Below are 22846 nucleotides of genomic sequence, written 5' to 3'. Positions count from 1 at the left end.
AAGTGAGACTTGGCGTAATATCTGATTTACATATAGATGTAAACAATGAGATGGTCCCTTCTGATTCAAGCTATTTAGATATCATGAAGGAAAAAATAAGCAAAGAGCAGATTGATGTACTGCTCATCGCTGGTGATATTTCCAATGATTATAAAATCAGTATTCAATTTTTAAACGATTTAGAAAAACAGAGCAAAATAAAAGTATTCGTCGTTCCGGGAAATCATGATTATTGGTCCAAAGAAAACCAAGTAACAGATACTTGGAAAATCTATGAGGCTTTTAAACAATGGGATGGCTGTCTTTCCGGCAAGCCTTATCAGCTGAACGATGAATGGATAGTGATTGGTGATTCAGGCTGGTATGACTATTCATTTGGTGATGTTGCCTTTTCTGAAGCGGATTTTAATAAAGGCAACTATATGGATCGTACATGGCAAGACTTTATTTATACAGACTGGAATAGAACAAATATAGAAATGCATCACCATTTTTATCAGAAAATACGAGAAGAATTAGAAACCCATAAAGATAAAAAAATCATTATGATGACACATATGCTGACACATCCCAGCTTCACTGTACCAATGCCTAATCAGAAATGGGCTTATTTCAACGCATTTCTCGGCAGTAAACATTACAGCAGATTGTATGAGGATTATAATGTGAAATATGGAATTATGGGACATGTCCATTACAGGAAAATCGAACATACGGATAAAACAACCATGATTTGTGCATGTGTAGGAAACAATAATGAATGGCAAACAAAAGATCTAGCAAAAGAATTGGATGATGCATTTTATGTGATGGAGTTAGATGGGTAATCCTGCTGTGTTGGTATGGGAATGGGACGTTGCTGCTGTTTCATTCACAGAGGCCAGGTGTTAGACAACAGAAATTCTCTGCACTCTAGCTTGAAACAAAGGAACCGTCCCTATATACTCTGAAAAGCCGGTCCACTTTTCACTTATGTTACATCACCACAGACTTTTTTGAAATTCATGAGAATTTTTCACCTCAGTATTTAGAGTGCTTGTTTCGCATATACTATTGCGTGGGATTGTTTAGCATTCGTTTGTAATGGAATTGTATCTGCTATATGTTTTTTATGAATATATATATTTTGTTATCACTATTCACCATTCGCTTTCATTATTGATTTTGGCTGCTTTTAAGGTATCTTTCAACTAACATATTTCATTGATATTTCTAACCCAAAAAGACTGGATAGAATATCTACCAGTCTCCACATCTTATTCACATGATTTGGGCATCCTGCCTTTTTACTATTCGGGAAAATTTTTGGCAGTAGGCTTCGAGTTCATGATACAAAACCGTGTACAATACTAGGTTATTAACAACTGACTTAGTCGAACCTGGCAATGCACTAAATTTGGAGAAGAGCCTTTCCAAATCCTTATCACCGGCACTGGTCCAGAACTGAATTTGTTTCACACCGGGATTACCGATTTTCATTTCTTCCAGTAATGCGTTCAAACCATATAAAAACAAAAAAGAATTCCGATATTGCTTACGTAAAAAAGCAACCTCGATTTGACAAATATGTTGATCCTCATAGTCGTTTGCTCCCGTGCCATACACAAACCCTGCTGCACCAACAATTTCGTAGGGCTCATCTGACCGAACAACCATTGCCTTCCCAAACAATAAAGGACTACTGACAAAACTAAGATTTACAGCAAAGGAATAAGGCAGGTTTAGTTCATGATGATACTGAAGCATAAATTTCGTATATGCTTCAACATCCATTTCTGATTGACATGTTCGAAATTCCACATCCATTATTTCGATGCTGCTACTCTTAACGAATCATTTAATTTAACAATTCGTCCGAATCCATTGCCTTTTTGAAAATCTTTAATTTGTGGTTTTTGTGGCGCCATTCGTTTCCCCTCCTTACAAAATAAAATATATTACTCATGAATATTATATCTTATTAAATCTCTTAAGAAAAGTGCTAATATTGTTAATTTTCTGAGAAAAGATGATCTCTTTCCCCAGTTTCCCTTCTCGTGAATGGTTCACATCCATAAACTTGGAGTACAGCTTACATACATAAGTATTGTCAGCATATGCAACAAACCGGACTTCCTCTACCTCAGGATGTGACTTTGCAATATGATTGATCATATATTCCAGTCCATTAAGAAAGGCTCTAGTCCCTCTAATTTCTCTTTCAAAAACAGCAATATCCACAAAAGCTACTTCCCTATTTTCAAACTGCTGATCCGGTGTTCCATGGTAATAAACAGCAGCACCGATGACCCGATTAGCTGAATCGAGTACTTGAAGGAATTGACCTTGTGTTGCATAGGAATAAATCAGGGAAACCATATCCAGTGTGGTAAAGGAGGGGTGGAGCTCATGCCTGTTCTCAAGTAAAAATAAACTGACCATGGCAAGATCATGATCATTACTGCATCGTTCAAACTGTATCATTCTTCCTTCACTCCTTTTTGTGCTAACTTTCGATTCGTTTTTTGAGCAGCACGGCGACGTTCTGCCTTTCCCTTTGAAAGGATGCTTCCGAAACACAACTATGGAAAATTGCTCTTTTGCAAACCCTCCGGTGTTTCCCCGCGTTTCTCATCAATAGATTACTGTAGTTTCTTCTGCCTGTAAATAAAATTAAGGGAAAGATGTGCTTTAATGGAATGGGTTTAAACGAAGAAGCGCCTTTGCAATTACTCCACGAAAAAAATTAACAATATATGTTAAGATAAAAAAAGGCTGAAAAATATGGAGGTTAAAGAATGAAGAGACACTTTCAATTATTATTTATACTTATCTGTGCATTACCCATTACGTTATTAGCAGCTTGCGGAACTGATGAGGATACCGCAAGCGATAAAGCAAATGATGAAGTAACAGAAGTAGAGGATTCGACAGAAAGTAAGGAGAAAATCATTATTTCTACTGCTAAGGACTTTGTTACAGAGCAGGAAAGTGAAGCTGTAGAGCATCCTGAATCAGAACAAGATTACCAAATAGTGAAGAATGATGAGGAAGTACAGATCATCATCAGTGACTATACAGGAAGAATGTATAAAAATGTTCATTACGTTTCTGGCAGTTTTACTCAAAATGATAATCAGTATGACTATGAAATCCTATTGTCATGGGGTGATTCGGACTTTAAAGAACCACTATTGTTAAAGTATACCTCAGATACCGGGGCAAATTACACGTTAGAGGAAGCATCCATCTATTTTGTGGAAGAAGATGCAGAAAAAGATTTAGAAGAATGGGATTTCATGTTTTAGCTAACCCTTTGCTTCAATCAAGCGGCTCACAGTCCATCTATCTTCCGGGACTGTGAGCTTCCATTTATTATAGACTTTTAATAATTATGTGATCAAAACAGCGAGTGTCTAAACACCAATTGAAGAGATTCAGCCGCAACAATGTCTCTTATATCATACTTATCTATCACTCTCATGCGAAAAAAAACCAGTAAGATATTTAAATTCAGTTACTGTCGAATCCTCATCTTTTTTGATGATTCACGTGGAACATTGTCAAATTAAACAGCTTCGTATCTGTCAACTATGGAGTTTTACTTTAAGATCCATACTTACTTCATCCTCAATGATTTATTTATGGTATTTGAACATTCTTAATAAGGATATTTTCATCTTCAATTAAGCGATACACACACAAGCCTCTACGATTAGAAAAGTCTGTACAACCATGGAAGAATGATAGAGGTTAGGATGGCAGCAGCCCCCATTGCTACACTAGAGACGGCTCCTTGTAATGATCCTTCAACCATCGCCTGGCTTGTTCCGATTCCATGTGATACAGTCCCCATGCCAAGACCGCGTGAAAAGGGGTCATCTATATGAAAGATTGATAAGAGAAGCGGTCCAAAAACAGCTCCAAAAATACCCGCTGCAATAACAAACGCTGCAGCTAATGCTGGATCCCCGCCTATTATTACTACCGTCTCAATCGCAACAGGAGTAGTTACTGCTTTAACTGCAGCAGTAGCCTGAATTATTTCAGGTAATCCGAGTAACTTTGAAATCCAGACCGCGGAAGCAATCGTTGCTAGACATCCGATGGTTAACCCTATGATCACCTGTCCCCCTCTGGCCTTGATTACCCTTCGATTTATATATAGAGGGACTGCTAGAGCTACTGTAGCAGGTCCCAGCAAAAAAGTCATCCATTCCTTTGCCGGGGTATACTCTTCATAGCTAATATCCAGTCTTAACAATACAATAATGAGAATAATTGTTGCTGACAATACCGGTGTAGTTAGCGGTGTGCGCACACGAGTGGATAAAGCCTTTGCTCCCATATAGACGAGAATTGTTAAAACGATACTAAACAGTGTGAGACCGCTCATGTTTCTGCATCTCCTTTTTAGATAAATATTGGGTAAGTCCTGATGTCACCCATAGTCCAATTACCGTACTCCCGACTATCATCAACAACCATTTCCAACCACTTGTTTGAATCATTCCCCCATATTTCATTAACCCAACGGCAAATGGGATAAAGAAAAATGCGAGATGTTTAATTAAAAAAGCAGCTGCTTTTTCAATATAGTGCAACTTAATAATTCCTTTTACCAAACATATGTATAAAATGATCATACCGAGAACACTAGCAGGAATTGGTATTTGCATAATCTTAACAAATAATGAGGAGACGAGATAAATAGCAGACAGGATAGCAAGTTGGAAAAACAATAGGAGTAAATTACGCATTTCATTAACATCCCTTTCTATTAAAATGAAAATATCAACTAGCATTTATGCTAATTGATATTTTCACGGGCAAGGTTTTAACCAGCTACAAGCTGTTTCCTCATTAGGAACTCATTGCTGAAATTTTGTTACACTCCATAAGATTGTGAATTTTTTCTTATGGTGAGCAAATTTGTTTCGATGAGAAAAGCCTTTTACAATGATTCACCATTCGATTCAATTACTTGTTGATACCAATAATAACTTTTCTTTTTTATTCTACGCAGCTCTTTTTCACTTTCCTCATCCCGATCAACATAAACGAAACCGTATCGTTTCTGGTAGCCGTTTAACCAGCTTAGTAAATCAGTGAATGACCACGCACAGTAGCCCAAAACTTCTACTCCATCTGTCATCGCATCTTGAATGGCCTCTAGGTGTGACTTTATATAATTAATGCGGTAGTCATCATTAACGATGTCATTTTCTTCGAGTGTATCAAATTCCCCTAAGCCGTTTTCCGTAATAAGAACCGGCAATCCATAGCGAGTCGCGATTCTTCGTAAACCGACACGCAAGCCTTGTGGATCAATATCCCAATCCCAATTAGTCGATTCTACATGTGGATTTGCGGTTGTTTTAAACATTCCCGGGACACCAGAATCCTTCGTAGATCCTTTTTTTCCAGTCGTGTTTTTCACACCGACGCCAATTCCGCCCTCGAGCGGGTTGTGTTCCACTGTTTGCGTCCGGTAATAGTTCACACCCATGAAATCCGGCTTTGCGGATGCTAATAATTCGAAATCGCCTTCCTCAATCGTTGGCGTTAAACCATGCTCCTCAAGGTGTTTCCAGGCTGTGATCGGATACTTTCCCCATGCGTAAATGTCCATCCACAGATAGTTTTGCAGATCCTCTGCATTCTCAAAAGCAAGCATGTTATCCGGATGAGAATTGAGTGGATAGTATGGCTTATAAGCAAAGCTCGGACCAATTTTCCCGTCTGGGACATATTTTCTAAACGATTGAATCACCTTTGCATTCGCAAGGTTCGCAATGTGATTCACTTCATAAAATCGCTTGCGGTCCTTGACTCCTGGCGGATGAAGCGCCGTCTCATAGCCGTAACTTACGAAATAGTTTTGCTCATTGAGCGAAATCCAGTATTTTACACGATCTCCGTATCGTTTATACAGTGTAATCGCATAGTTGTTAAAATCCTCAATGATTTGTCTGGATTCCCAGCCACCGTATTGATCCATAAGTGCCTGTGGAACATCCCAGTGATAAAGGGTAATCATCGGCTCGATATTATTCGCAAGTAATTCATCAATTAAGCGATCATAAAAAGCTAAACCTTTTTCATTCACTTCTCCGTTACCAGTCGGATAAATCCGACTCCATGCAATCGAGAATCGATAGGTTTTTAAGCCTTGTTCCGCCATTAACTGTACGTCTTCTTTATAGCGGTGATAGTGATCGACTGCCACATCGCCGTTCGTTCCTTTATAAGTAGTGCCTTCTTTTCGTACAAAAACATCCCATACGGACGGGCCTTTGCCATCCTCGTTCCATGCACCTTCTACCTGGTATGCAGCTGAAGCCGCTCCCCATAAGAAATCTTTTGTAAATGGTACTCTTTGTTTATGCTCCATTATGCAGTCTCCTCCTATTAATCGTAGATTGATTTACCATTAGACTCAATAACTTGCTTATACCATTGGAAGCTTTTCTTCTTCGTCCTGTTTAACGTTCCTTTCCCACGGTTGTCTTTATCGACGTGAATAAAGCCATAGCGTTTTTCCATCTCTCCGGTTCCCGCACTGACAATATCGATCGGTCCCCACCAGGTGTAACCGATAATTTCACAGCCATCCATGATCGCCTCATTAATTTTGATTAAGTGCTTTTGAATATATTCAATACGGTCGCTATCCTCTATTTCACCGTTTGCATTAAACTCATCCTTGCCACCAAACCCATTTTCCACGATAAATAACGGAATGTTATAACGGTCATACAGCTCATTACAAACATAACGCAATCCCTGCGGATCGATCGGCCAGCCCCATTCTGTTTTTTCCAGGTAAGGATTATCCTTACCAATAATCCCACCTGTATTCCCCAGAATCGGCATGCCTGCTTGATGCGTGGAGCTCCGATAGTAACTGAAACCTAAATAGTCTACCGTATGTTCTTTTATAAAAGAAAGATCCCCTTCTTCCATCTCCACTTCAATGCCATGCTCGTGCCAAATCCGCTTCACATAACTCGGATAGACACCGCGAATCATCACATCTGAGTAGAACAGCGACCGCCGTCTGAGCTGATATGATTCAAAAATATCGTCCGGATGACACGTATGTGGATAGATTGGACTAAGTGACAGCATCGCACCCATCATCCCATCTGGAATAATGTCATGGCAAAGCTTCGCTGCTTTCGCACTAGCAACAAACACATGATGGGATGCCTGATAAATAGTTTGCAACTTAGTCTCTTCATCTTCTATTAAAATTCCACCAGCCGCTAACGGGATGGTATGAAAATGATTAATTTCGTTAAAGTTCATCCAATACTTTATCTTGTCTTTATATCTCGTTAATATCGTCTCGACATATCGGGTATAAAAATCTATCAGCTTACGATTCTTCCATCCACCGTATGCAGTAATTAAATGCAGAGGGATTTCAAAGTGGGAAATCGTAATCACTGGCTCAATCCCATACTTTAATAACTCATCAAATAAATCATCGTAAAACTGCAATCCTTTTTCATTGGGAACTTCGTCATCACCATTCGGGTAAATACGCGACCATGCGATTGATGTTCGGAAACACTTTAAACCAGCTTCCGCAAACAAAGCAATATCTTCTTTATAGCGGTGGTAAAAGTCTATCGCCTCATGACTGGCGTAATAATGTCCTTCCACTACTTCGCCGTCAAACTGACCACCAACTATTCCATTTCTGATTACATCACTAATGGCAGGACCTTTTCCACCTTCATTCCAAGCCCCTTCTGCCTGGTTAGCTGCGATCGCACCTCCCCATAAAAAGTCATCTGGAAAAGCTTGTCTTTCGATTGGCATTACAAATCACTCCTACTACTTCGATATTCAAAAATCAATTGATAGAATTGAACGGGCAATTTCCTTTTTAAGGGATCCCATTCCATTCCTATATCTCGGTGAGATTATCCGCGCTACTTACAAGGAAACAGTTGATAATAGTACATCTTCTTTTGTGACAGATCCTTTATCTGTTTCAATCACATCAGTATAATCATTAGAGTTTGTAATAATAATTGGTGTCGTTACGTCATAGCCTTCCGCTTTAATTGCTTCTAAATCAAACTCCAATAACAGCTGACCTTGTTCCACGTTATCATCTTGCTTAACATACGCTTCGAAATGTTTCCCATCTAATTTCACTGTATCCAAACCAACATGGATAAGCACTTCCGTCTGATCGTTAGATGTTAAACCGATCGCATGCTTTGTATGAAATAAAGTAGTTACTTTTCCAGAAACGGGTGCATATACTTTTCCGTCTGTCGGAATAATGGCTACACCTTTACCCATTGCCCCCGTCGAAAATGCCGGATCATTCACTTTGTCTAATGAAACAATGTCTCCGGTCATTGGTGAAGCGACCGTTGATCTTCCACCTTCTATACTGGAATCCTGTTTCGTTTCCCCTTTACCTTTATCTGATAACCCTTCATCGAAACCAAACACATACGTTAAAATAGTTGTTAACACGAAGGCAATGATAATACTGATTACATAGTAAGCAAATGTATCTGTCATAAATGCTGGTAATGTTGTTAATGCGGGGAATACGTATGCCATAACGGTTGTATTCATCGCTCCAGCAAATCCACCACCAATCGTACCACCAATAACTGCGGCAATCATCGGTCGTTTTAAACGAACGGATAATCCATAAACAATCGGCTCTGTTACACCTGCTAAAATTGCTGGCATCATTGAGGAAATCGCTAAAGACTTCAATTTTTTATCTTTCGCTTTTAAGAAAACACCGAATGCAACACCGGCTTGGGCAAACGTTGCGTTGGCAACCGGTGGGCGGATCGTATCATAACCAGTTGTACTTAAGTTTTGTAACATCGCAGGAACAATCCCCCAGTGAATTCCGAACATAACAAGGAATGTCCAACCTGCACCGATAATTGCGCCAGTTAACATACCACTTGTGCTGCTCATAAAGTCAATACCAGAAGCAATGCCATTACCAACATATACTCCGAACGGGCCAATTAAACCTGCTGTTAAAGGTACCATGATCAATAAGGCAAGCATAGGTACAGCAAACATTTGAATCACTTGAGGAATTACTTTGTTCAAGAATTTTTCCAAATAAGAATATAACCATATAGCTAAAATTGCAGGAATGATTTGTCCACTATAACCCATTAGTACAATGGGAAGTCCAGCAAAATCGACGATATCCCCTACTTCCGTCATTAAACCTGTGAATTTCGGCTCAAGTAAAGCACCCATAATCGCTAACGATACAAATATATTCACTCCGTACACTTTCGCGGCAGATACCGCTAATGCCAGTGGGAAGAAATAGAATACCGCATTAGCCGCAGCACTCAAGATTAAGTACGTGCTACTTTCCTCTGAAAGCCCAAAATATGTTGTTAAAATAACGAGTAGTGCTTTTAGCATACCGGATCCAGCTAATGTCGGTACGATTGGTGTAATAATACCAGACATAATGTTAAAAAGCTTGGCAACCGGGTTTTTTGTTTTCTCATTGTTTGTGTTACTCGATGATGATGCACTATTGATATCATATAAGTCCATAATTGCATCATGAACAGCTTTTACATTGTTGCCAATAACAACCTGGTACTGTCCATTACTTTCCAGCGCTGAAACAACACCATCCAGTTGCTCGATTTCACTTTTATTAAATTTGCTTCCATCCTTCAGCTTAAAGCGAAGACGTGTCATACAGTGATAAAGACTGTTAACATTGGATTCGCCGCCTACTCCTTCTATTATTTTCTTAGCTAATTGTTTTTGATCAGCCATCTTGTTTTACCCCCTAAGGTCTCTTTTTTTTTAAAAACTCAACAATCTACTGCCATACCGGCTATATTTGTTTTCTTATATATAAAAAAGACATAACCCCCATGATATAGTATTTTCGCGAAGTTCTGTCCTCGCGAGACTACATCAATTCAGGTTATGCCTTCTTCAGTAACACCCTGTTGTCATTAAATTAGTATTTATTCCGACTCGTAACACGTGCGATGTGTAACACGAGATAAACCATCTCGGCATGTGTTATTTGGGTACCATATCCATTTAACACATATGTCTCAATCCTTTTTACACATTCAAACGCTTCCGGATATTTATGATTGACCTGGTTAAACAAATCATCTTCTTCATTATCGATACGATCTTTTGCGATAATGCGCTGTGCAAAGAACTTTAAATGAGTAACAAGCCTCCCATAATTCCAAGAATCCTCATCAAAATCCATTTTGAAATGATATTTGATAATACCTAAAATATCCTGGACAATGTTCGTAATCTTGATCGTCTTATCGATCTCATTTCCTTCTACCTGTGTATTTACTAGATGCAAGGCAATGAAGCCAGCTTCATCCTCATCAAAGGCTATCCCTGTCTTTCCTTTGACGATTTCTAACGCTTTCAATCCAATTTCAAACTCTGTTTTATAAAATTTCTTTGCCTCCCACAATAATACATTGCGGATTTGTTCGCCTTGCTGATATCGTTTAATGGCAAAATAGATGTGATCGGTTAGTGTTAAAATCGTATAATCACTTATCGATACATTCATCTTATTACTAGCGTAGCTAATAATATCCTGAGCAATCTCAACATATTCAACGGGAACTTCTTTTAATAAGTTGGCAAGCTTCATCGAGATGTCTCTCGTTTGCAATGTAAAAACTTTGCTTATTTTGCTCTCATCTATCGGATCTCCTGGTTTTAATTTAAAGGAAATCCCACTACCGAAAACAACTACTTCTTGGTGAGTATCTGTTTTCGCTAATACTACATTATTATTTAAGGCCTTCTTTAATTTCATAGTCTCTCCTCCCTGCCTGTTAGATCTGTATATCATCAGGAGACTAATGTGAATTTTTAAAAAACATGGGTAACCCAGCAGTATTGATGCATGACTTAGATTACTTTGCCCATATGCATGAAATATAACTTACTATACACAAAAAAACCTGGATGAACACAAGTATAAAATAGCTTGTATTTCCATCCAGGTTATGCCTTCTTCAGTAACACCCTGATAATCATTAAATTGTGTAAAGCGTTTTCTTTTCTTTTACTAAGTTGTATTATATAATAAGGATTGAGTTACGTCAACCTGTTTTTCTGAAAATTGTTTAATTGATGCCGATATACGTAAATAAAACATTTAGAAAGTGTTTGCTTTGAGGGTATCTCACTTAATATAGACAGTTCCCGATAATGCCAATTCTATCTTTCATTCACCTAACTTCGCAATATAGTCTATTAAAAAGTGAAGAATAATCAGGGGTATTATCGAACCTGTCGAGATAAATATAATGCAAAATAAACCAGCAAAGATAGCAGTTCTAATAACCCCCATCACAAAACCTTGGTAGGTATGTGCAAGGCCAAAAGTTAGAGATGCTAATAGTATAATTATCCAAGTGGATAGGTTTGGAAATAAATAAGCGAAAGCAAAAATAGCAAAACCCCTGTATATAACCTCTTCTGTCAGCCCTGCTGTTAAAGAGACATAATTCCATCTCTTTTTCTCCTTTTCTGTAACAGGCAATAGCAGGGCAACAACGGACTTCTCCCATTCTTCCTTTTTCTTTATCGATATCTCTCTTCTAATCTTATCACTGAATTGATAGCCAATTACATAATACAAGATAGACACTATATAAATTAAACCTGTTCCAAGTCCAAGATATGTTACCCATTTGCCCAGTGGCTCTGTGTTGATGACGGGAAGTGTAAGACCGATTTCTTTGAATGTTAATTCTGTAAATAAAATCAGGAATACAATGATGATTGTTGGTACCCATAATCCAATAATTGCATTGTTATAATATTTTATTCTGGCGTTTGGGTCTGTTTTCACTCCTTGTCCAAACTTTTGAAAATCCAGATAACCAATTACAGGTTCATAGGTTAATAGAAACAATAATAGCAACCAAATAATGATATCCATTTGCATTCTCCTTATCAAAGAAATATTTGCAATGTCGGCTATTATCTCGCTTTTTCCATATAATAGTCAATAGCTTTGACAAGCCATTTCTGTTCGTCTTCAGTAAAAGGGGAAGGAGTCATGTCATTAAGCTCCTGCAATTCCTGTTCTTCCAAATTTACATTGGTTATCAGCTGGATTAAATCATCGCCAAGAAAAGCATACGTGGCTTCCACATACGTCTCCACCATTGTCTGTACTTCCCGGTCCGCTATTGGTTTGCCGTATAATTGTTTGGCTTTCTTCGTCACTTGAACAAATAGGTGATCTAACTTCATATTTTCTTCTGCTGTTTTCTGTGACAACCCTTCGGCCACATCCGTTAAATCATGGTGTTCCAGCCAATTTTTTTGCATATGTTCTGCGGGCAATCCGTTAATAAGACTGAATAATAGATTACTATCAACTTCTCCTTCCACATTCAGTAAACTGATAACCCGTCTGATTGCATTCATGGATTTTTCTATCTTCGCTTTTTCCTCTTCTAATGCATTCAAGTGATGTGCTAATGTCTCATTCAAATCGACGGAAAAACTTGATTGATGCAGTAATTGCTGAATAGCCTCCAGGCTGTACCCAAGAAATTTCAGGCTAAGAACCTTTTGCAATGTAATAATATCCTGATGCTTATATACTCGGTGACCTGAAGATGGATGTTTTTCTGGCGCCAGAAGACCTATCTCGTCATAGTAACGTAAATTACGAATCGATATTCCGGTTCTTTTTGAAAATTCGCCAATCGAAAACTCTTTCTTATCATTCATCAGCACTCCTCCCATCTAAGTTATATTTTCATTATAAGCCCTCCAGTAGGTGGAGGTTCAAGTGTTATTTCAGTAACAGCTGTAATCACGATAGTTAGATTAGTGAATGTCAACTTGATAATATTTCTGTTTTATTGAAGGCTGAGACTTATCAATTTTGTGAATATATGTAGTCATATAAAAAATAAAAGACAGCACAACATGTGGTAAATACCCCCAGTTGTGCTGTTTTGCACGCAAAAACTTGTAATTGCCCCTTTAAAAGTATCCGACCCGGTGTTTCAGATAATTAAATAAATGCAAACTATTCATTTTTCAACTTTTCCCGCTCTTCGCCTGCCTTATCACGAATTTCATTTCTCAGCTCTAAACCTTTATTCCTTAATTCCTGTCGGTATGGATAAGCAGTGTTAAATAAATATGATCTTAAATTGCGTGTTCTTTGTCTTGCTTCAAAAGGCCGTATCTCTAAATCACTATCTTCTTCGCTTAATTGTTCATTCCAGTATGTAACAATTTCCTCCATTCGCTCTCGCTCTATTCTCGCAAGTTCTCTGGCTTCTTTTTCTGTATCAAATAGAGCATTAACTCTTTCACTCTGTGATTCGATATAGTGGCTTACATTCTCATTAGACCAGCGCAGCCATTCTGAACGGAGTTCTCGTTTCGCCTGCTCAAAAAACTTTTGTAATTCTTCTTTTGAATGGACTGTCGAATATTCACCATTGCCGGCTTCTGCGACTTCCTTAAGTGCATCTTGACCTTCATCGTCTAAATCAAAGCCAATAATATTAACAACAGCCTCTACATCTGATTGGTTCAGACTTTTAGCAGTTTGGACAGGATCCCCATCACATGTTTCCATACCATCACTAACAATATAGATAATATTGTTCACATTTTCCCCTGTCTGGTCTTTTAAATCATTCAACGCTTCTTCCATAGACTTCGCTAACGGAGTCCAACCAGCTGGGGAAAATTGCTCAAGCGATGCTGTAAATTCTTCTTGATTCAATTCACTAAGTGGATAAATTTGTTCTGAACTACTACAGGATAACTCCCAATCGGCTGGATCACTTGTACCTTTATGACCGTATACACGCAAGGAAACTTGGGCTTCTTCTGGAAGCTCTTCTACAAAAGATTGGACAGCATCTTTCGCTAGTTTCATCTTACTAATACCATCTATCTCTCCTCCCATACTCCCGCTTGAGTCAAGTAAAATCTGGACATTCATTTTTGGACCGATTACCCCTTCTGGTGTACTTAGTTCCCCATCAGGTTGTGCAGTTGGTGTATCAAAGGAAGTATCGACATCTTGCATTGCTTCATAGAAAAAACGATAATCCTCTGCAATCAAAGAAATCAATCGATAATAATAGTCTTCCTTTGATTCCCCTAATGGAAATCCTTCGATCTCTTTCTTTATTGCCTCCAGATCGTAATTGTCTCCACTATAGGGGCCTGGTTCCAGTTGCACCATTTCCTCAGGATCCTCTGTGAAATACTGTAAATAATGTTCATTGGTACTATGACTAGCTTCAGAATTAGCCATTTCTATGCTTTTATTACTTGATTCCATATTTTCCGGCTGTTCATTATTCTCCTGATTACTTGTATCATTAGAACAACCTGCAAAAAAGAGAATGCTGATAATCATCCCATAACCTAATAGTCTGCCAATTTTCATCTAATACTCTCCTTTAGCGAATCATCAATAGTATTTAATATTACAAATTCCATAGTGATTTTCCGACTAGAGTATAACACAAAAACCATACATATTAGTTAAAAATGGAATAAATGGTTCCTGGCAACTAAAACACTAAAGGTAAAAGGTCTGTGTTATAGGTCTTTTCCATTATTAAATTACAATGAAGGAAGTGCATCTACCCAATAAGTTTTATCTACTATAAAATCAGGTCGGTAACCTTTTATTCCAGAATCATATTTAGTAAAAGAGGTCCTCACTTCTTCTAGCAACACTCCCACCACTGTCTCGAATTCCCTGCCTAACACCGCGACCTTTTTTAAAATTAAATTGCCACAGCCCTGTAGAAATACAGGACCGTGGCAGCATAGGTGTTTTTTTTTGCCTCATTTCCCTGGTCATTTCAGATATGAAACCAGGGTTTCTCTTGGAGAATCCCTGGTTTCACTTATATCTCCTTATCTTACTCCCAAGCATCGAGTAACATGTTCGCATGATTAATGAGGTCTGCTTTTGCTTCCTCTGTTATATTTCTTTCATTTGCCTTCCGTTCCAGATGACGTAAATATTTATCTATGAACTTCATCGCATTTTCTGTTGAACCGCGATCAAAATGATGTTTTGCTTGTTTCAACGAATTTGTCAACTGTGGTACCAAAGGCCCGGAAACTTCTCCTGCATCCACCTTTTCCTTCGTCATTTTCTCCAACACGTCCGCAGACATAACTACAGCAACATGTGCGGTTACATCACCATATTCTGTCTTGCCGTTCACTGTAAAAGATCCTAATGTGGAATATGCTTGTTCTGGTAACTCATCCCAAGCTACAGTTGTGCTTTCTATCGTATTTGTATCAAGATTTAATACTTCTATTGTTTCAGCAAGAACCGGTGTTTTATATAGATCTGTTATTAGATAGTCATTCGTCTTAGGGATATAGTTACTAAATGCGTTACGGAATATTCGTGTAGAGTCGTTTGCTTGAAACCAGTTATCACCTAATTCTGTAAACATAGACTGCCAGACCGCTGGCTCCCAAACCAATACAGTAGATACTGAATTATTAATAGTATCATTTGCTCCACGCATAACATCAATCAAAAAGTCCGCTTGCCCTTGAATAGTATTTGGATACCCAGTATCAGACGGACCTCCAGACGCTCGATGAGAAGTCTCTGATACCGCTAGCTCATATTCAGGAAACTCAGTAGCAAATGCATGAAGGTTTCTACTTAAATTTTCCATTGGTCCATGCCACTCAGGGTAATAAGAAATAGACATGATATCAAAGTCATTATTATAATCTTCTTTTAGTCTTGAAGTCAGTTGGCGCCAAAATTCTTGCGTTTTCTGCAAACTGGTTTTACCTACAATGACGTGAATTTTTGTTTTGGATTCGGGAGATGCATCTTTAGTAGCCCGAAGTCCTGCATCAATGAGTCTTGTAAAGCGATCCCATGCTGCGTCATACGCTGCCTGTTCCGCCGGGTCGTCTGATCCCCAGTACTCCCATAACAATTCACCGCCTGGTTGTGCTGTATAAGAAGGATCTTCTATCGCATATCTTGGTTCATTTCCAGTTGGAACCTTTTCATTTCCCCATAGTGTTCCGTCTATAATTTCATTTCCTACCTGAATATAATAAGGGGTAACCCCAGCATCTATATGTGCTTCTGTGACTTCATAGGTAAAGTCATATACTGCCTCAACAAGCTCATCAAAACTTAAGTCCTTCCAAGACTTTGGCTTAATCTGTTTACTTGGGTCTGCCCAGCTGTCCGAATAATGGAAATCAATACCTACCTTCATACCTATATCATTTACATATAAAGACTTATTTAATGTATCTTCTGGATTCATGCTACCATTAACATGGGTAACAGGAGTTCCTGTATTTTCACTGCGCGGCTCATTCCAAACCCTGAACCGTGCAGATGTCATCCCTAACTCATGCATGGTGCCAATCATGCGTCCATCCGAGGATGGCACATCTGTGTTGCTATTTGTAGTATATGTCCTGTTTAAAAATGCTGTATCCCAAGATAAGTCTGCACCTATCGTAAGATTTTCCTTCAATAGGTAGTTATTTGTCCGGATCTCAGCAATTCCAGCCACTGCACCATCGGAAACGTCCAATAATGTTGCTTTCAAATATCTTATATCTGGACTCTCTTGAATAAGAACGTCCTCTCCTCCAATTACCGATGCTTGTGATTGATCGGAAATAGTAAACCACTCTTCTCCGTCACTTGATGCTTCCAGCATGTATTTGTATTCAGCATCAAATGATGGGAAAACAACCTCTACTTTTTTCATTCCGGCATACGTTCCCCCAAGATCTACCATAAGCCAGCTTTTCTCTGACACAGACCCTGCATCCCAGTATGTTGTTGCATCTTGGTCGATGGCTAATTTAGCATCCCCTGTTCCAGCTTCAGCAGAAACCCAGCTTTTCGTTGTTAAATTAGTATATGCTGGAGAAATGTCTGCGCTTCCATAATAAGCTGCTGTTGGCACGCTGAAAAATAATGCTCCTACTACTAATACAGTCATCAAAAGGATAGTCACTTTCTTCACAAATAAATGCTTCTTCATGCACACATTCCCTCCTATTTGTTTTCTTGTTCAAAATAAGACGTGTTGCATAAATACCAAGGCCACTGTTTATAATTCTATGAATCTCCCTCCTTTTCTCTGATATTGGACCTTCCTTTTCTTAAAGAATGCCACTGAACATTGGAATGTAACAGAGCTCTCTCCTAAGTAAAGGTATATTGAAGCCAGAGAATATATCCAGCCTTAATATCAATTCTTTCGCATTTTTTAGTGAGACCTGTTCGAAGGATCGAATTTTATAATGAAGCCAATAGCGTTAATCTACAATTTGCAGAGCTTTGAAGAATATAAGCAATTGCGATATTAGGCGCATCCCGTGCTGAACTGTGCTCCAGACATTCAATGAAGCCTTTTTTTCATTGTAAATAAATTTTTCACTATGCTGTACAACAATGTTCTACAGAAAATATAAGAATTTGAAACTAATCAACGCAGTAAAATAGCCCACCCAGGACTATTAGTCTTTTTAGACAGAAATATTTTAAACATACTTAAACCCGGCTCCCATAATGAAAGAAACATCTTCCTATCGTAAATTTAATTATGAATTCTTTGGCATTCCCCTGTAGCTTTCGATTTCGAATAGAGACTGCTTATTCCCTGGAATTTTAAAATTTATCATTCATCGTGCAGTTATTCCTGTTTCCGGACAAATATATCCCGGTATTTCTTCGGTGTAATGCCCTCTCTCTTTTTAAAAGTTGCTACAAAATAACTAACATCATTAAATCCAGTAGAAATAGCAATATTCTTTAAGGGGAGATCCGGTTTTTCCAGCAGTATTTCTTTTGCCTTCCTTATTCTAAGTTGGATTAAAAATGTGTAGGGACTTACCTTGAACGTATGATGGAACAGGCGATTTAAGTATTGTGAACTAACATTTAACTTAGATGCCATGTCGTTTAAAGTAATGTCTTCCCCATAGGATTCCTCCAGCCACTCCACAATATGGCGCACTTTATCATATAAATGTGATAAAGGTGGCTGACTATTCATTTTTCCATACTTCTTTAATTTCACAATAAAGTTATATAAATAGATGGAGAGATCCAGCCTAGAAAACTCCGCATCTGATTCAATCTTCATTAACATTTCTTTAATGATATCCTCCGATTTTATTTCTTGTAAGTTCATATACATTTTAGAAGAATCCATATTTAAAGATTCTAAAATAGATGCTACAGATTGACCCCCAAACGTCACATAAATGGTAGACCACTCTTTACTTTTGGAAAAATAGTTATGTGGGGTAAAAGGCTTTAATAAAATTCCCCTGCCCTTTGATAAGATGTATTCCTGCCCATCATAGGAAAAACTTCCTTCTCCCTCCACAGTTTGGAGCCAGTGATAGTATGGATATCCACTTGCCCTGCTAAAATTCAATTCTTTAGTATTAAAACCAACACTCTCAACGAATAGAGGCAACGATTCTTCCACTGTAATATACTCATATCTCACCTTTTCTTTATACATAATCAACCCACCTTATCCATGTTTCTTTACTTCCCTATCCTTTAACATTCTCTTCAAACATGCCGCAAACAAGGAATTTTCTGCGTACTAAGCGTAAGTTGAACAAACACTCAATCAGAATTTTACCAGTATCAAGAAACAAAAGTGATCGTAAGTGACTTCTAGATGTGATAGTCGGAGTGAAGTGGCATCCAATAATGATTCTTTTTCTTAAAAAAATGAAATGATTTTTTTCTTAAAGTTTTTTTAGCATCTTAAAAAAAACGCTATATCGGAAAGCGTTTACAATTTGAAATAAGTTTAACTTTTAATCAGTTGAGGAGGAGACCATGTTAAAAACCAGTAAATCCAATCTAAATATACCAAAAGTAAAAGTCCGTGCCAATCCCGAAAAAAAGATGGGATTATAATCTCGTTTCAAGAAAATACGCCAAATGTCCTTAAAACGCTCTATTCAAAAACTCGTATACTTACCGTATTTTACGTCATGGATTATTTTAGGAGGGATACTTCATGACCTCTTTTCAACTTGGGGGTTAGTTAATCGATTACTGGGATTATTAACCATTGTCCTATTATGTTTCTTGGGGAAGGAAACTGATTTAGATTTACCCTCATTTTCTTAGCAGCCTTTATTGGTGACTTTTCTGATGGTGTGGTGAAAAAGCCAGCTGCTCAGACAATTTGATTTGATATTATGTATGGGAGATTCGTCTAGATATTTTATCGTATCTGTTTCCAGCACTTTTAAACTGTAATTAAACTCAAAAGCAGGCAAATAGCCGTTCTTCTTTGTTATTTGATAAAAACCTGTCATAATAAAATCATCCATTATTGATTGATGGAATTTATTATATGAGGCTCCAGACTACTCGGAAGAACGACAGTCTGAATCAAGTAGTTTGGTAAAATATAGGGAGGACATTCTCCCTTATTCTGTGGCTAGTATAATACGTTAGCAGAATTAACATATTTATAGATAAGGAATTTTTCTTCACAATATAGTATATTTATATGGAGAGGGGATATATGAAAAATGAGGTTTTTTAAATATCTTATTATAATAATTATTATTTTAGCAGGTCTCGGTTATGGTATTTATCACTTTGGAACAAAAATGGCATCTGAGAAGCTGATTGAAATAGTATCTACAGAGTTGGTTAATAGTGGCGAAATGGAAATGATCAAACAAACAATTGAGAGTGACCCCGAGTTAAAGGAGTTTATCGCTGACGCCGAATCATTTGATGAAAGTAAATTACCTTTTACCACTAAAGAAGAAGCTACGAGAGAAATAGTGAATAAGATAGGGGTAAATGGGCTTCAAGACATACAATCCAAAGTACAGCAAGGTCAAATGACGAAGGAAGATCTCATCCGGGAAGCTGAAAGGAATTTTACCCCAGAGGAAATAGCAGCATTGAAAGTAATCGCCTATAAAGAGATTTATAATAAATAAACCATAAAATATACAGAGGAAAAGACATCATATGGGGATGTCTTTTTTCTTTATACCTCTTCTCCATTAGATAAAGCGGAAGACTAGCAGCAATGCCCCATCCAATGTGATATCTCCATTAAAAAACCTCCAGTAAATGGAGGTTGAAGTGTTATTTATTCTATTATTGCTTAAGCCTGAGAGGCATGCAGTCTCTTGAATTCAGACAAAATCAGCACGAATTTCTTTTGCACACCGGTATTTCCTGGTGACTTAGCTTCAGCCAAAAGTTCGTGTTATGACTATCGATGAAATATCTCATCTCCTGCATCCGCATATTGGTTAATGTCTTCTCCCATTTGGTTAACTCTCTTTTTAAAATGTTTTTCTGAGCATCGGAGCTCTTTTTCACTCGTTTTAACATGGTCTGTAATGATATGATTCAATATTTTCATCCATAAAGCCGATATATGCTATCGCCTTATTTTTATAACGGAATGTAGTTTTATTTTAGCAGAAGGAGGAATATTGTTGAGAAGTAACAACCATCTTTCTCCCTAACATCATCCCCTATGACAATGGTATTGATCAGAACACAAGGTTACTCTTTGTCTGCTAATAGCTGAATTTTGAAAATACTTGTAATGCCCGCGCGGTCGGTTAATAGTGTAATGGAAACCAAATCACCTTCTGACAAATCAGAAAGCTGGATAACAGTATCCTGGCGATATATCGTCACTTCTCCCCATACATCATATTGAAACTCACCTTGGTAATTCTCATCATTGAGGGAAATGCCGCCAACCACTATAGATCTCTCGCCAATCTCTTTTACTTCTGCATAGTATGTCTGAATATCAGAATGCTGCATCACCCATGCATCTTCTTCGTAATCTTTATACGCATTAATATATCCTGCATAATAGCTGATCAAAATGCCAATGAGTAAAACAATTATGGTCATCACAATAGCAACTCTATGTGGAGGAACCATGGAAGTACGCTTGCCCCCGGTTGCTTCTAAAGCCTTATTGATATGCCGTTTATAGACTTGAAAATAAACAATAACAGCAGCGACTAATATAAGTAGAATTGCAAACAGTGCGTATATATAAATAGGAAAACCCATATGATTGCCTCCTCTAAATTCCGAAATATTCTTTGAAAATATGGTAATAGGTTCTTGTTACATCAACACTTTTTCCATTAGACATTGTAAGGATAAACTTTGACGAAAGAGTAGGTTTAATTCGTTTAACCTTATTTCTTGCAATAACAACAGAGTTACTTATACGCAAAAATTTTGTTGGGTCAAGCAAACTGACAATTCGATATAATCGGTCGGTAGCGTGATATAGTGCTTCTTGCGTTTGTACCTCAACTGCATGACCGAACGATTCGATACAAACAATATCCTCTACCGGTAAAATGATCCGCGCATTTGTTCCTTTTTCTCTCACAGTCAGATTATCAATGAAGCTGTTGGTTTCACTTAATACCAAGTCGGCAGCATCATCTATTTCAATTCCTCGTTCTTCGAGTACAGATTTGATTTCATCATAACGCTCATTACTAATGTCAAGTTTGATTTTCAAATTGCAACCTCCTCTCATTACTTGGGATACCTATCCATGGTTCAAAAGTAGTATATCCATTGGGTTTTCGTATTTCAATATAAGAGGAACACTTTACAGATATAGCTACATAGATTGCACAAATATGGTGGATAAACATTAGCATTTTTCTTTTGGCAGGCTTCACGGATAAAAACTCTTAAGCCAAATCCTTTATATCACCTGAACCAGCATAATAAATGAAGAATTGATATTTAATGTTAGTCTAAACCAACTTCAACAAAATAAAAAACACCCTGATTTCAGGATGTCTTTTTAAACAAGATGCTTCAATGTCTTCTTTTCAATCTCTTTTAGAATCTCTTCATAATAACTCTTCCTTGGTTCCGATAAGCTATTTAAAAAATGAGAAACATGAATAAGTTCTGTTTTTGGTGTTACCATTCTTTTAGATTCAAGCTGAGATGTTTTTCTAAGATAAATAATTGTTAGTTTCTCTACATTTGGCTCGTATTTCTGGATCGTTTCGGAATGAAACACGGTATGCTCACTTAATTTTGCATCTGCCCAATGAGTTTTATCTACTATAAAATCAGGCTGGCAACCCTTTATTCCAGAATCATATTTAGTAAAAGGGATCTTCACTTCTTCTAGCAACTCTCCCACCACTGTCTCAAATTCCCTGCCTAATTCCGAATATATTAATACTAACGGCTTTTTTCTCGGCTTCCAATGGGCATATTTACGTACCATTTTATATTCTCTGAAGAATTTCTCAGGAGTCTTAAAATATTTCACTAAATAATCAAATAACAATGGGTGTTTTTGTAGTATATCCTCGTCTGATACCTTTCCCTTTTCTTCTATGATTTCCTGGATCATTTCGGGAACAGAAATATTATTTAAGCTGGCATTTTCAAAGATTACTTGCATAATATAATGACGGCCATTCAGCTCCAGCCATTTTCGCCCAAATGGAATGGCATTATGAGGACCAATAACAACGGAAGAAAGTTCCACTACCTCATCTAAAGCCATTCGATTTACTTCATCCAATGATAGAGTTAATTCTTTAGGATCGATATGTAGGAAGCGGTTGTTAGTATATAATTCATGTGATGTATGTTCCAAATTACTCCCTCCCTAGACTTTATTATAGCATGTCTTCCCTTCATTCTTTTGAGAAATTATTTCCAATAACTGGCTTGGTCAAAATCGGTCTTTGCAATAAGTGGATGATTCATAAGTATAATGATACCGTCCGGCCCACCATGAAA

At 37.7% G+C, this 22846-nt stretch carries 20 protein-coding genes; 3 read left to right on the top strand and 17 right to left on the bottom strand.

Going from position 1 to position 22846, the window contains the following annotated elements; all coding sequences use genetic code 11:
• Positions 1-2: 2 nt before the first annotated feature.
• The gene (locus ACFOY7_RS05575) at positions 3-827 is read left to right on the top strand and encodes a metallophosphoesterase (protein ID WP_390250223.1); all 825 of its coding nucleotides are present in this window, start codon (positions 3-5) and stop codon (positions 825-827) included.
• A 433-nt stretch (positions 828-1260) separates the two neighbouring features.
• Here ACFOY7_RS05575 and ACFOY7_RS05570 read toward each other — a convergent pair whose 3' ends face one another.
• Positions 1261-1806: a hypothetical protein gene (locus ACFOY7_RS05570; protein WP_390250221.1), complete on the bottom strand. Its 546-nt coding sequence runs from the start codon at positions 1804-1806 to the stop codon at positions 1261-1263.
• Positions 1807-1950: 144 nt separating this feature from the next.
• The gene (locus ACFOY7_RS05565; protein ID WP_390250219.1) at positions 1951-2463 is read right to left on the bottom strand and encodes a hypothetical protein; all 513 of its coding nucleotides are present in this window, start codon (positions 2461-2463) and stop codon (positions 1951-1953) included.
• Between the two features lie 314 nt (positions 2464-2777).
• Here ACFOY7_RS05565 and ACFOY7_RS05560 point away from each other — a divergent pair, with 314 nt between their 5' ends.
• A complete protein-coding gene (locus ACFOY7_RS05560) occupies positions 2778-3287 on the top strand; it encodes a hypothetical protein (RefSeq protein ID WP_390250218.1) in 510 nt (169 codons plus the stop codon).
• A gap of 407 nt (positions 3288-3694) precedes the next feature.
• On the opposite strand, the gene ACFOY7_RS05555 is transcribed toward ACFOY7_RS05560, so the two are convergent.
• The 11 genes from ACFOY7_RS05555 to ACFOY7_RS05505 all read right to left on the bottom strand — a co-directional run bounded on the left by ACFOY7_RS05555 (position 3695) and on the right by ACFOY7_RS05505 (position 18557).
• Complete coding sequence (locus ACFOY7_RS05555) at positions 3695-4375, bottom strand: LrgB family protein (RefSeq protein ID WP_390250216.1); 681 nt, start codon at positions 4373-4375, stop codon at positions 3695-3697.
• On the bottom strand, positions 4353-4739 hold the full coding sequence (locus ACFOY7_RS05550) for a CidA/LrgA family protein (protein ID WP_390250214.1): 387 nt from the start codon (positions 4737-4739) through the stop codon (positions 4353-4355). Before ACFOY7_RS05550 ends, ACFOY7_RS05555 begins: the two co-directional genes overlap by 23 nt.
• Before the next feature lie 194 nt (positions 4740-4933).
• Positions 4934-6373 carry a glycoside hydrolase family 1 protein gene (locus ACFOY7_RS05545; protein ID WP_390250212.1) on the bottom strand — a complete coding sequence of 480 codons (1440 nt, stop codon included), beginning with the start codon at positions 6371-6373 and terminating at the stop codon, positions 4934-4936.
• Between the two features lie 17 nt (positions 6374-6390).
• Positions 6391-7809, bottom strand: a complete 1419-nt coding sequence (locus tag ACFOY7_RS05540) for a glycoside hydrolase family 1 protein (RefSeq protein WP_390250210.1) — start codon at positions 7807-7809, stop codon at positions 6391-6393.
• Between the two features lie 117 nt (positions 7810-7926).
• Positions 7927-9786 (bottom strand): beta-glucoside-specific PTS transporter subunit IIABC, encoded by a 1860-nt coding sequence (locus ACFOY7_RS05535; protein WP_390250208.1) that lies wholly within the window; start codon positions 9784-9786, stop codon positions 7927-7929.
• Between the two features lie 190 nt (positions 9787-9976).
• Positions 9977-10819, bottom strand: a complete 843-nt coding sequence (gene licT, locus ACFOY7_RS05530) for a BglG family transcription antiterminator LicT (protein ID WP_390250206.1) — start codon at positions 10817-10819, stop codon at positions 9977-9979.
• Positions 10820-11233: 414 nt separating this feature from the next.
• The gene (locus tag ACFOY7_RS05525) at positions 11234-11953 is read right to left on the bottom strand and encodes a CPBP family intramembrane glutamic endopeptidase (RefSeq protein WP_390250204.1); all 720 of its coding nucleotides are present in this window, start codon (positions 11951-11953) and stop codon (positions 11234-11236) included.
• Between the two features lie 41 nt (positions 11954-11994).
• On the bottom strand, positions 11995-12756 hold the full coding sequence (locus ACFOY7_RS05520; protein WP_390250201.1) for a MerR family transcriptional regulator: 762 nt from the start codon (positions 12754-12756) through the stop codon (positions 11995-11997).
• A 304-nt stretch (positions 12757-13060) separates the two neighbouring features.
• Complete coding sequence (locus ACFOY7_RS05515; protein WP_390250199.1) at positions 13061-14446, bottom strand: VWA domain-containing protein; 1386 nt, start codon at positions 14444-14446, stop codon at positions 13061-13063.
• A gap of 484 nt (positions 14447-14930) precedes the next feature.
• Entirely contained in the window at positions 14931-17063 is a 2133-nt protein-coding gene (locus tag ACFOY7_RS05510) for a glycosyl hydrolase 53 family protein (RefSeq protein ID WP_390250197.1), read from the bottom strand.
• Between the two features lie 654 nt (positions 17064-17717).
• Positions 17718-18557 (bottom strand): AraC family transcriptional regulator, encoded by an 840-nt coding sequence (locus ACFOY7_RS05505; RefSeq protein WP_390250195.1) that lies wholly within the window; start codon positions 18555-18557, stop codon positions 17718-17720.
• A 1036-nt stretch (positions 18558-19593) separates the two neighbouring features.
• Here ACFOY7_RS05505 and ACFOY7_RS05500 point away from each other — a divergent pair.
• Positions 19594-20016 carry a hypothetical protein gene (locus ACFOY7_RS05500; protein ID WP_390250194.1) on the top strand — a complete coding sequence of 141 codons (423 nt, stop codon included), beginning with the start codon at positions 19594-19596 and terminating at the stop codon, positions 20014-20016.
• Positions 20017-20297: 281 nt separating this feature from the next.
• On the opposite strand, the gene ACFOY7_RS05495 is transcribed toward ACFOY7_RS05500, so the two are convergent.
• From ACFOY7_RS05495 to ACFOY7_RS05480, 4 genes are all read right to left on the bottom strand, one after another.
• Positions 20298-20450, bottom strand: a complete 153-nt coding sequence (locus ACFOY7_RS05495; protein ID WP_390250192.1) for a hypothetical protein — start codon at positions 20448-20450, stop codon at positions 20298-20300.
• A 146-nt stretch (positions 20451-20596) separates the two neighbouring features.
• On the bottom strand, positions 20597-21124 hold the full coding sequence (locus ACFOY7_RS05490; protein WP_390250190.1) for a hypothetical protein: 528 nt from the start codon (positions 21122-21124) through the stop codon (positions 20597-20599).
• Between the two features lie 13 nt (positions 21125-21137).
• Positions 21138-21590, bottom strand: coding sequence for a LytTR family DNA-binding domain-containing protein (locus ACFOY7_RS05485; protein WP_390250188.1), 453 nt, complete (start codon positions 21588-21590; stop codon positions 21138-21140).
• 294 nt (positions 21591-21884) lie between these two features.
• Positions 21885-22700, bottom strand: a complete 816-nt coding sequence (locus tag ACFOY7_RS05480; protein WP_390250186.1) for a hypothetical protein — start codon at positions 22698-22700, stop codon at positions 21885-21887.
• Between the last annotated feature and the right edge of the window lie 146 nt (positions 22701-22846).

The organism is Gracilibacillus xinjiangensis (assembly GCF_042651765.1).
In the GTDB taxonomy this organism is placed as follows: Bacteria; Bacillota; Bacilli; order Bacillales; family Amphibacillaceae; genus Gracilibacillus; species Gracilibacillus xinjiangensis.
Note: the sequence above shows the minus strand (reverse complement) of the source record. Positions and strands in the feature narration are given on the sequence as shown.